Raw genomic sequence first — 10,087 nt, 5'->3', positions numbered from 1 at the left:
CATCAAAACTCAACGCACCCAACCGCTCCGCCACCGCATCGAGGGCATCGAAGACCGCCACGATCTCCTCACGCGAACTGACGGCCATGGATGAATTCTACGAAGGAGCACCGACAAGTCCGGGTCGCCGCGAGAGCCTGAGATACGTTGATGGCAGCCTCTTCTGACACTTTCGTGGGTGTTTTGCGCCGCCGAGGGGGAGCACGTCGTTGTCGCTCCCGCGGCAGTGTTCTCAGCCAAGGGAGATGAAGGCAAATACGCATTGGACCAATGGGATCTCTTGGGTACGGCGCTGCCGGATTCCCGTATTCGTCGAGCTGTTTCGCCGCATCGTGCGACACGCCGGTTCATCGGCGCCGCCCTCGAGCACGGCCTACTGCGTTCGGATTCCGCTCCCCAGAAGCTCATCGCACCGGCCATGCTCGCCCTCGGCGGACACCGACCCGCTCTGCCCGGCCGAACCAAACACCCACGGACAGCCTGATATCAGCGTATCCCGTCAGTGGTGCTCGCGGCTGTGGCCCTCGTGGTGCATGTGCCCGCCCTGCCCGCCGTGCGAGTGTTCGGCACACGGCGAGCCGCCCATCATGCGCAGCATGGGCATTCCGCCCGTGGTGAAGAACCGCGCGACGAACACCGCGGCGATCACCAGAAAGACGATGTTCAGCCAGGTGGTGTGGTTCCAGGAAATCCCGGCAGACATCACCATGGCGTTGCGCTGATTCGGAATGAGACCCGCTGTGCCAAACAACAATTCGACCATATACCCGGCCGCCACCATCGCGGCATAGAAGGTTGCCAGCAGTGTCAGCATCATCCTGGTGCCGTAGTACTTGCGGTAGATGTTCAGGATCGGCAGGATCAGCAGGTCGGCGAAGATGAACGCGATGACCCCGCCGAAGCTGATGCCGCCGTTCCACAACACCGCGGCGAGTGGCACGTTGCCGATCGAGCAGACGAACGACGCGATCGCCACCAACGGCCCCACGATCGGTCCCCACACCGCCGACCAGGTTGGGTGACTCGTCAGAAAGAAGCTCTGCCAGAAAGTTTCGGGGACCCATGCCGCGATAGCGCCGGCGATGAACAGCCCCAACACGAGGTCGCGCAGGATCGCCAACCACTCCATCACGAATACGTGCGAGACCGAGGTGAGGCCCGCTGCAGAGAACAGCCGCTGCCAGAAGGAACCGTCGCCCTTGATCGACATGTCCATGGCCGCATGGCCTTCCATCGAGCCGGCGAGTCCCTTGCTGGCCTGCTCGCGGGCGGCGTCGATCAGCCGTTGACGCACCAACAGTCGAAACAGCAGCGCGAGAACGATGATCATCAGCGGCCCACCCACGAACTCAGCGGCGGTGAATTGCCAGCCCATCAACAGGGCCAAGATAATCCCCAACTCCACCACGAGATTGGTCGAGCCGATCTCGAACGCCATGGCGGCGGTGAAATTGGCGCCCTTGTGAAACAGCGACCTAGCCAACGCCACCGCGGCGTACGAGCACGACGACGACGCCGCGCCGAGCCCGGCCGCCACGGCCAGGGTTCGCGGCCGATCGTCGCCCAACAGCGCCACGATCGTCGAGCGACGGACGACCGCCTGTACCACGGCGGACAGGGCGAAGCCCAGAATCAGCGCCCACAGAATCTCCCACGTCATCGAGCCGGTCAGCGATAAGGCATGGCCGAGGGCCGCTATCACTTTGTCTGCCATGAAGTTCTCCGATCGCTAGGCTGGCGTGTCCTGGCGTGTCCTGGCGTGTCCTGGCGTGTCCTGGCGATTATCACCCATGGTTGTCGTTGCGCGCCCAGCGAAACCACCCGCCTTACCCGGAGATGAGGTGAGCGCCGGCGAACCGTGGTGCCGACCGTGGGGAGCGGCGTCGGTTTCAGTTCAGCCGGGTCGTCCCCAGAGACACCCCGGCGGCTGGCAGACGGGCCAGCAGCGCATCGCCGATTGCGGCGGCGGGGGTGAGCACGCCCCGTAAATCGGAGAGCCGATCGCGATCGAGTGCCAGCGCCAGACCGCTTTCCGCGAATAGTACCGAAGTCGACTGGTAGGCGTCGCCCTGCTGCGCGAAAGTCGCCGTGTAGCGGGCGCCGGTTGTCGTGGTGGTAAACGTCTCCATCGTGTAGTGGCCGCGCTCTCGGCGCCGCGCACCCGGGCCGGTGCCTGGCTTTGGCAAGACGCGCTCCACCAATCGTTGTGGCAATCGGCTGGAGTACGTATTGCCCAACCGAAACAAGCCCCGAATAGCTCCGGTGGCAGCCGCGGAAGCGACCGGGGCCGCAACGGAGCGGCCCAGGCTCATCACCTCCGAGTAGCGGAACCGCCTGCCGTAGGACCAGTGCTGTAATGCGTTACTACGTCGAACAATTCGACTATTGAATGGGCCCTGCACGAATGCGCCGAGCCACAACCCCGCCAATTCGGGCGCCACGTCGCGTCCTCGGCGCCACGGAAAGTCCGGCTGCGCACCGAATTCGGGCTCTGCACCCCGGTCCGTAGTCAGCGTATACGGGTCGTCGATGAGTCGGCGGGCTTGCATATCACTGGATGCGGTACGCATCGCGTCGAGATACGTGGCGACCGAGCCACCGGAGGCCCCGGTCTGCCAGAACGAGCGCAGCAGCAGAGTTGTGTCGCAGAGTTCACCGGTGCCGTCTTCGATCACCCGGCGGTAGAGCTGATGGACATTCAAATCCGAAGGGATCGCATCGAATCCGCACGCGAGCACGATCCGTGCCCCCGTGTCGGCGGCCTGTTTGTGGTATAGGTCGATACAGGTTCGGCAAAACATCAATTCACCGGTGAGGTCGGCATAGTCCGTTCCGGCCTTGGCGCACGCAGCCACCAGCGGCAGGCCGTAGCGCGCATAGGGTCCGACCGCGGTCAGCACTACCTGGGTCCGGTTGACCATCGCCTCGAGCGTCGACGGTTCCGACGCGTCGGCGACGATCAGCGGCCAATCCTGCGCGGCGGGGCCCAGTGACCGGCGCACGCCCAGCAGCTGTTCGCGGGAGCGGCCGGCCAGCGCGATCCGCGCGTCTGATCCGTGGCGTGCAAGGTATTCGGCGGTCAACTTGCCGGAGAAGCCAGTGGCGCCATACACGACGATGTCAAACTCACGCTCGGTTGGGCTCACCGGACCGACACTAGTCGACCAGGCTGGGGGCGGTTTGCTGTACGCGCGGTAGGCCGGGACGGATGCGTCCGGTATGAGTGACTGCCCGCTCTTGGCGGAGATTCGGAATAATGATTCTCCACCAGGGTGGTCGGTGATGCATCGTAAACCCGGCCTCGAATCCGTGGGGGTACGCCGGCGTTGTTGATGCGGAGGTGGCGGTGTTGTGCCACCGGACTCAGCCGAGGGCGGCCGGCTCGACGTGCCGTTGCCCACAGCTTTCGGGTTCCCGGGACCCGGCTAGGCCTGCGACCTTGCCCGCGCACCGGGCATGCCTGCGTCCTCGTTTCCCGGGTCAGGACCCTCCTTGCTTGGGCAAGGTGGTTCAGAGGGCGAAACCGCGCACTACGGTGCAGATACACTCGCCTCTGTGACTGCACACCGATAATCACGTGTGCATCGAGCCTTGGTGGTTCAGTGACCAAATTTCTGTCTTCCGGTATTCCCCATGGGTGGGGCCACTATCCTTGCCGGGGATAAGTGTGATCCTGCGTCGATGCCCCGAGCCTGGCCCGGGGTGGGGGGTGCGAGGGCGACGCTGTCGGATTCCAACACAAATGAGAAATATCTGCGTGCCGCCCAGGAGCGGCAAGAGTTGAGCTGAGAAGAGGATGAGCAGGCGATGGAATCACGCGTAACCCCCATTGCGGTGATCGGAATGGGATGCCGGCTCCCCGGCGGGATTGACTCGCCCGAGGCCTTCTGGCAGGCGCTGCTACGCGGCGACGACCTGGTGACCGAGATCCCCGCCGACCGATGGGACGTCGATGACCACTACGACCCCGAGCGCGGGCTGAAAGGCCGCTCGGTGTCCAGGTGGGGTGGGTTCATCGACGACATCGGCGGCTTCGACGCCGCATTCTTCGGCTTCGGCGAGCGCGAAGCGACCGCCATCGACCCGCAGCACCGACTGCTTCTGGAGACGTCCTGGGAGGCGATCGAGCACGCTGGCATCGTCCCGCCGAGCTTGGCGGGCTCACGGACCGGCGTGTTCGTGGGGCTGTGCCACCACGACTACACGGTGTTGACCACCGACGCCGGCGCCCTCGATGACGCTTACGGCTTCACCGGCACGCCGTTCAGCATGGCGTCCGGGCGTATCGCTTACGGGCTGGGGCTGTTGGGCCCGGCAATCACCGTGGACACCTCGTGCTCATCAGGCCTGGTGGCGCTGCACATGGCGTGCCAGAGCCTGGACCGGGGCGAGAGCGATCTCGCGGTCTCCGGCGCGGCCATGGCGCTGCTGGAATCGCGGGTCTCGGCGGCCGCGTCCGCGCAGGGCATGCTGTCGCCCACCGGTCGCTGCCACACGTTCGACGTTGCCGCCGACGGGTTCGTCCGCTCGGAGGGCTGCGGCGTGGTGGTGCTCAAGCGATTGCCCGATGCGCTGCGCGACGGCGACCGGATTCTGGCCGTGGTGCGCGGCACCGCGGCAAATCAGGACGGCCGCTCCGAGACCATCACGACGCCGTCGTCGGACGCACAGGCGGCGGTGTATCGCGCCGCGCTGCAGACGGCCGGGGTGGACCCGGCCACCGTCGGCATGGTGGAGGCCCACGGCACCGGAACGCCGGTCGGCGACCCACTCGAATTCACCAGCCTCACAGAGGTGTACGGCGCCAACGGCAATCGCGTCGCGCTGGGCTCCGCCAAAAGCAACCTCGGCCACACCGAGGGGGCGGCCGGCGCCATCGGGTTGATCAAGGCCATCCTCGGGCTGCGGCACGGGGTGGTTCCGCCGATGGTGCACTTCACCCGGCTGCCCGACGAGCTGCAGCAACTGGAGACCGGCCTGTTCGTGCCACAGGAGGTCACACCGTGGCCGGACAAGGGCAGCGGGCCGCGCCGTGCCGGGGTGACGTCGTTCGGGATGTCCGGAACCAACGTGCACGCAGTCCTGGAGCAGGCCCCCGACGCACAAGCCGGCGGCGAGACGCCCGCTTCGGGCCCACTGCTGTTCCCGGTGTCATCCACGTCCACCGGCGAACTGCGCCGCACGGCGCACCGGCTGGCCGAATGGCTGGACGACCATAAAGACGTCGCCCCTTCGGACTTGGCCTACACGCTGGCGCGCCGGCGCGCGCACCGCACCGTTCGCGCGGCGGTGATCGCGGAAAGCCTCGATGAGTTGACCGCCGGGCTGCGGGAGATCGCCGACGGCGAGGCCCCGTTCGCGCCGGCGGCGGGCCGCGACGATCGTGGGCCGGTGTGGATCTTCTCGGGTCAGGGTTCGCAGTGGGCGGCCATGGGCAAAGAGTTGCTGGCCAATGAGCCGGTGTTTGCCGCGACCGTCGCCGAGGCCGAGCCGTTGATTGCCCGGGAGTCCGGATTCTCGGTCACCGAGGCGATGTCGGCGCCCGACACCGTCACCGGCATCGACCGGGTTCAGCCGACGCTGTTCACCTTTCAGGTCGCGCTTGCCACCGCGATGCGGGCCTACGGCGTGCAGCCCGGCGCAGTCATCGGCCACTCGCTGGGCGAGGCGTCAGCCGCGGTCGTCGCCGGGGCGCTGTCCCTCGAGGACGGGGCCAAGGTGATCTGCCGGCGCTCGAAATTGATGGCGCGCATCGCGGGTGCGGGCGCGATGGCCTCGGTGGAGCTACCTGCCCAGCAGGTGCGCGACAAGCTGGCCGCCCGCGGCGTGAGCGACGTTGTGGTGGCGGTCATCGCCTCACCGAACTCGACCGTCATCGGCGGGGCGACCCAAACGGTGCGGGACCTGGTCGCCGGGTGGGAGGCGGCCGGGGTGATGGCCCGCGAGGTGGCGGTGGACGTTGCGTCGCACTCGTCTCAGGTCGATTCGGTCCTGGCCGACCTGGCCGACCAGTTGGCCGACCTGCGGCCGATGACGCCGAAAGTCACGTATTACTCTGCGACGCTTGATGATCCGCGTGAGCGGCCGGCATTCGACGCCGGCTATTGGGTGGACAACCTGCGCCAGTCGGTGAAGTTCGCGACCGCGGTGCAGGCCGCCCTCGACGACGGGCACCGGGTGTTTGGCGAGCCCTCACCCCACCCGTTGCTCACCCGCGCGGTGGAGCAGACCGCGGCCGCGGCCGACATCGCCGTCGCGGCCCTTGCCGGACTGCGGCGCGAACAGCCCGTCCCGCACGGGCTGCGCGACTTCCTCGCCGATCTGTACGCGGCGGGCGCGGACATCGACTTCTCGGTACTGCATCCGGGCGGGCGTTTGGTGGATGCCCCGCTGCCGACCTGGACCCACCAGCGGTTGCTCGTCGAGCCCGACGGCTCACGGTCACACGGCGAATCCACGCTGGCGGTGCACCCGTTGCTGGGCGCGCACGTGCGCTTGCCCGAGGAACCGGAGCGGCACGCCTGGCAGGGCGAGATCGGCACGGCGCCGCTGCCCTGGCTCGCCGACCACCAAGTCAATGGCGTCCCGGTGTTTCCCGGCGCAGGCTTCTGCGAGATGGCGCTCGCCTCCGCCGCGGTCGTGCTGGGGCCCGACTCGGAGGTGCGCGACGTTCGTTTCGAGCAGATGCTGATGCTCGACGACGAGACCTCGGTGAGCGCGGTGGCTTCTGTTGAGGACGCGGGGGTTGCCGCGTTCGTGGTGGAGACCGAACGCGAGGGTGAACGCACCCGGCGAGCCGCGGCGGTCCTGCACGCGAGCGACCCGGCCGGTGCTAGCCCCCCGCGACGCGACATCGCCGCGCTGCTGGCCACTCACCCACAACGGGCCGACGGCGCCACACTACGAGAGTCGTTCGGGGAGAGGGGTATTCACTACGGTCCCGCATTCAGTGGTCTGATATCCGCGCGCACTGCCGAAGGTAAGGGCCGCAGTGTGGTCGCAGAGGTGGTGCTGCCCAGCGGCGTCCGGTCGCAGCAGTCCGGTTATGAGGTGCATCCCGCGCTGCTGGACGCGTGCTTCCAGTCGGTGATGGCGCATCCGGCTCTCAGGGACGCCTCCGACGCCGGCGTGCTGCTGCCGCTGAGCGTCAAGCGGCTGCGCCGCTACGCCCCGACGCGCGGCACCAAGTACTGTCACCTCCGGGTCGTCTCCGAGCAGGGCTCCCACCAAGATTCCACGTTCGAGGTCGATCTGGACCTGCTCGACGAGGGCGGCGCCGTGCTGCTGGCGGTCGAGGGCCTGCGGATCGGCAGCAGTGGCGGGGGAGCCGACCAGCTGATGGCCGAGCGGTTGCTGACCATCGGTTGGCAGCAGCAGGCGTTGCCGTCCGGCCCGGAGCGGGCCGTTGGCGGTTGGCTGTTGATCAACACCAACGAAGCCGACCTTCTTGAGTCGAGGCTGACGGACGCGCTGAAATCCTTTGGTGCGCAGTGCACGACCCTCAGCTGGCCGGAGCACGCCGACCGGGCCGCCAATACCGCGCGACTGGCCGAAGCGGTGCGTGGTGGGCTCGAGGGTGTGGTGGTTGTCTGCCCCCCGCCCGCCGGTGAGCCCGACGAGCAGGGGCTGCTCGGCGGTCGCGAGCAGGTCCGCCACGTCGTCCGCATGATCCGCGAGCTACCCGAGATGCCGGGTGAGCCGCCGCGCCTGTACGTGCTGACAAGGCGGGCACAGATCGTGCTGCCCGACGACGAACCCAACCTGGTCCAGGCTGGATTGCGCGGGTTGCTCCGAGTGGTCGGCGCGGAGAATCCGCAGCTGCGCACCACCCAGATCGACCTCGAGGAGGACGACCACATCGAGCAGGTGGCCCAGGAACTGCTCAGCGGTTCGCCCGAGGACGAGACCGCCTGGCGCGGCGGGCAGCGGTACACGGCGCGGCTGCGCTGCACGCCGCTGGGTCCGGACGAGCGCCGGCTCACCACCGTCCACCACGAATCCGACCGCATGCGGGCCACCGTTCGGCACCCCGGTGACCTACGAACCCTGGAATTCATCGCCCTGGCGCGTACGACGCCGGGCCCCGGCGAGGTCGAGATCGCGGTCGACGCGTCCAGCCTCAACTTCCTGGATGTGCTTGCCGCACTGGGCCGTTACCCCGACCTCGAGGGCCGGCCGCATCAGCTGGGATTCGACCTGGGCGGCGTGGTGGCCAGGGTCGGCGCCGACGTCACCCACCTTGCGGTCGGGGACCGGGTGGGCGGCTTCTCCGGCTACGCCAACGGCTGCTGGGGCACCTTCGTCACCTGCGACGCGCGACTGGTCGCCACGCTGCCGCCCGGTCTGGGCGCCGGCGAGGCCGCCTGCGCCGCAACGGGTTACGGGACCGCCTGGTACGGGCTTTGCGACCTGGCTCAGATGACGGCCGAGGACAAGGTGCTGATCCACTCGGGCACCGGCGGCGTCGGCCAGGCCGCGATTGCGATCGCCCGTCTGGTGGGCGCCGAGATCTACGCGACGGCCGGCAGCCCGGAACGTCGGCAGATATTGCGCGACATGGGAATTGAGCATGTCTACGACTCGCGCAGTACCGACTTCGCCGAGCAGATCCGCCGCGATACCGACGGTTACGGCGTCGACATCGTGCTCAATTCGTTGACCGGTGCCGCGCAGCGGGCCGGGCTGAACCTGCTGGCCTACGGTGGCCGATTCGTAGAGATCGGCAAGGCCGACATCTATGGCGACACCCGGCTGGGATTGTTCGCGTTCCGTCGCAACCTCACTTTCTACGCCGTCGACCTGGCGTTGCTGTCGCAGACACACCCCCGGCGATTGCAGGAGCTGTTGCGAACGGTGTACCAGCGGGTCGCCGACGGCGATCTGCCGCTGCCGAAGATCACCGAATACCCGTTGTCGGACGCCGGCACCGCGATCCGGGTGATGAGCGGGGCCGAGCACACCGGCAAGCTGGTGCTCACGGTGCCGCGCACGGGCCAGACACGCGCGGTGGTGCCGCCGGAGCAGGCCCCGGTGTTCCGCGGGGACGGCGCGTACATCGTCACCGGCGGCCTGGGCGGCCTCGGGTTGTTCCTGGCCACCGAGATGGCCAAAGCGGGTTGCGGGCGAATCGTGTTGACCGCCCGATCCAACCCGACTCCCAAGGCGAAGCAGGCGATCGAGCGGTTGCGTTCGACCGGAGCCGACATCGTGGTGGAGAGCGGCAACATCGCCGAGGCCGAGACCGCACGACGGGTGGTCGCCGCGGCCACCGACTCCGGGCTCGCGCTGCGTGGTGTGCTGCACGCGGCGGCGGTGGTCGAGGACGCCACCCTGGCCAACATCACCGATGAGCTGATCGACCGGGACTGGGCGCCGAAGGTCAACGGCGTGTGGAACCTGCACCAGGCGAGCGCCGGGCAGCCGCTGGACTGGTTTTGCGCGTTCTCCTCGGTGGCCGCGCTTTTCGGCTCGGCCGGTCAGGGCGCTTATGCCGCCGCCTGCAGCTGGCTGGACGCGTTCACCCATTGGCGCCGCAGGCAGGGCCTGCCCGCCACCACCATCGCGTGGGGGGCGTGGGGCGAGATCGGTCGGGCGACGTTCCTGGCGGCAGGCGGCCGGACCACGATGATCGCCCCGCCGGAGGGTGCGCAAGCCTTCGAGACGCTGTTGCGCTACGACCGCGGCTACACCGGCTACGTTCCGACGACGGGCGCGCCTTGGCTGGCCGCACTCGTTGCGCGCAGCCCGTTCGCCGAGGCCTTCCAGGCCGCCGGAGACCAGCACGGGGCCGAAAGTTCAACGCTGCGAGCCGAATTGCGTGGCCTGGCGCGTGAGGAATGGCCCGCCCGGTTGCGCCGTCTGGTGGCCGAGCAGACCGGCCTGATCCTGCGCCGCGCGGTCGACCCCGACCGTCCGTTCGCCGACCACGGCCTCGACTCGCTGGGAAACCTGGAGCTGCGGACCCGGGTGGAGGCCGAGACCGGCATCCGGATCACCCCGAAGGCCATCGCGACCTACAACACCGCGCGCGCCTTGGGGCAGCACCTGTCGGAGACGCTGACGGCCGAATCGGCGGACTGAGCGGGCT

The 10,087-nt window shown here is 68.1% G+C and carries 3 protein-coding genes and 1 pseudogene; 2 read left to right on the top strand and 2 right to left on the bottom strand.

Annotated features, from left to right (window positions below):
* Nucleotides 1–226 precede the first annotated feature (226 nt).
* Nucleotides 227–484: pseudogene (locus ACX9NE_RS26205) on the top strand (ISL3 family transposase); the annotation flags it as partial.
* Between the two features lie 15 nt (nucleotides 485–499).
* Here the strand turns inward: ACX9NE_RS26205 and ACX9NE_RS26200 are convergent.
* A complete protein-coding gene (locus tag ACX9NE_RS26200; protein WP_459364509.1) occupies nucleotides 500–1,714 on the bottom strand; it encodes a permease in 1,215 nt (404 codons plus the stop codon).
* A gap of 175 nt (nucleotides 1,715–1,889) precedes the next feature.
* Entirely contained in the window at nucleotides 1,890–3,146 is a 1,257-nt protein-coding gene (locus ACX9NE_RS26195; protein WP_459364510.1) for a saccharopine dehydrogenase family protein, read from the bottom strand.
* Nucleotides 3,147–3,807: 661 nt separating this feature from the next.
* Between ACX9NE_RS26195 and pks2 the strand changes: the two genes are divergently transcribed.
* The gene (gene pks2, locus ACX9NE_RS26190) at nucleotides 3,808–10,080 is read left to right on the top strand and encodes a sulfolipid-1 biosynthesis phthioceranic/hydroxyphthioceranic acid synthase (protein WP_459364511.1); all 6,273 of its coding nucleotides are present in this window, start codon (nucleotides 3,808–3,810) and stop codon (nucleotides 10,078–10,080) included.
* Nucleotides 10,081–10,087: the final 7 nt, after the last annotated feature.

This window comes from Mycobacterium sp. ML4, from assembly GCF_054515735.1.
This window is presented reverse-complemented; position numbering and strand designations above follow the sequence as displayed.